Annotated in this window: 3 protein-coding genes; 1 reads left to right on the top strand and 2 read right to left on the bottom strand. The window is 69.5% G+C overall.

From position 1 onward, the window contains the following. Positions 1-434: Orn/Lys/Arg family decarboxylase (locus tag AC1DY5_RS55230; protein WP_478122630.1), on the top strand; the 434-nt coding region annotated here is incomplete at its 5' end. On the opposite strand, the gene AC1DY5_RS55225 is transcribed toward AC1DY5_RS55230, so the two are convergent. Both AC1DY5_RS55225 and AC1DY5_RS55220 read right to left on the bottom strand, forming a co-directional pair. Further along, positions 397-1,290 carry an EamA family transporter gene (locus tag AC1DY5_RS55225; RefSeq protein WP_478122629.1) on the bottom strand — a complete coding sequence of 298 codons (894 nt, stop codon included), beginning with the start codon at positions 1,288-1,290 and terminating at the stop codon, positions 397-399. The genes AC1DY5_RS55230 and AC1DY5_RS55225 overlap by 38 nt on opposite strands. Before the next feature lie 7 nt (positions 1,291-1,297). Beyond that, on the bottom strand, positions 1,298-1,505 hold a 208-nt coding region (locus AC1DY5_RS55220), incomplete at its 5' end, for an FCD domain-containing protein (RefSeq protein WP_478122628.1).

Raw genomic sequence — 1,505 nt, 5'->3', positions numbered from 1 at the left:
ACCTGACGCCGGCGATGAAGCCGAGCGACGCCTTCGCCCACATCGCGCATCGCAAGACCGAGCGGGTCGAGATCGACCACCTCGAGGGCCGCATCACGACCAGCCTGATCACGCCGTATCCGCCGGRCATTCCGCTCCTGATCCCGGGCGAGGTCTTCAACAAGAAGATCGTCGACTACCTCAAGTTCGCGCGCGAGTTCAACACCGAGTGCCCGGGCTTCGAGACCGACATCCATGGGCTGGTGGGCCGCATCGACGAGACCGGCAAGAAGCGCTACTACGCCGACTGCGTGCGGGCCGAGCCGCACCAGGCGGCGGTGATCGTGCCTGCGGCGGTCAAGCCCGYCGCTGTCGTCCCCGCTGCGGCCAAGACGGCTGCCGTCAAGCGAGCAACCGTCAAGCCAGCCGCAAAGCCATCACGCCCGCGACGATGACAAGCGTGCCGACGGCACGCTGCCAGCCGAAGGGCTCGCGCAGGAACAGGGTGCCGATGACCGCGGCGAACAGCACCGAGGTCTCGCGCAGCGCGGCGACGACGGCCACCGGCGCGTGGGTCATCGCCCACAGCGCGATGCCGTAGCTGCCCAGCGACGCCGCGGTGCCGACCAACGCGATCTTCCAGCGGCCCGCCATGTAGTCCAGGGCGGCACGCCGTTGGCCGGGGCGCCGCCACAGCACCAGCAGCAGATAGGGCAGGCCGTCGAACACGAACAGGCCGGCCACGTAGGCGAGTGCGTCGCCCGAAGCCCGCACGCCGATGCCGTCGACCACGGTGTAGAGCGCGATGATGGCGGCGTTGGCCAGCGCGAAGGCGAGGGCCTTGCGTCGTCGCCTTTCGTCGCTGTCGCGCAGCGCCGAGCGCGACAGGCCCAGCGCAACCACGCCTACGCAGATCACGGCGACGCCGGCCCAGGCCGCGGCCGAGATGCCTTCGCCGATGAAGGGCAGGCTGCCCATCGCCACCAGCAGCGGCGCGCAGCCGCGCATCACCGGGTAGGTGAGCCCAAGGTCGCCGTGCTTGTAGGCGCCCGCCAGCGCGATGTAGTAGCCGAGGTGGATCACCAGCGAGGCCGCCATGTAGGGCCAGGCTGCGCGCGCGGGCAGCCCGGTGTAGAGCAGAAGCGGCACCGCGATGAAGATGCCGAGGCTGTGGATCAGTGCGGTGTCGAGCGCCTTGTCGCCGCCCGACTTGATGAGCGCGTTCCAGCCCGCATGCAGCAGCGCGCCGAACAGCACGGCGCCGACGATCGATGCGCTGAGCGTCACGCCAGCGTGCGGGCTCAGTGCCATCGGGTCCTCAGGATGAGATTGATTTCTCGTGGTTTCGCAAGGTGCGCGCGCGACTGTTCATGACGTGCTGGTACATCGCCTGGCCTGCTGCCTCGGCGTCGCCGGCCGCGATCGCCTTGACGATCTGGCGGTGCTCGCGCGCATGGGTGCGAAGGTACTCGTGCAGCGGCTGCTGCGGGCGGTCGGGAAGCCGGCTTGTCTCCATGGCGTCAGTC

The organism is Variovorax sp. P4_D9, from assembly GCF_056401695.1.
The sequence above is the reverse complement of the archived record's forward strand: the minus strand, read 5'-3'. Positions and strand labels throughout refer to the sequence as shown.

Bases quoted from the DNA above. Each gene is read 5' to 3' on its own strand.
- AC1DY5_RS55225 (WP_478122629.1), bottom strand. From the start codon at position 1,290: ATGGCACTGAGCCCGCACGCTGGCGTGACGCTCAGCGCATCGATCGTC.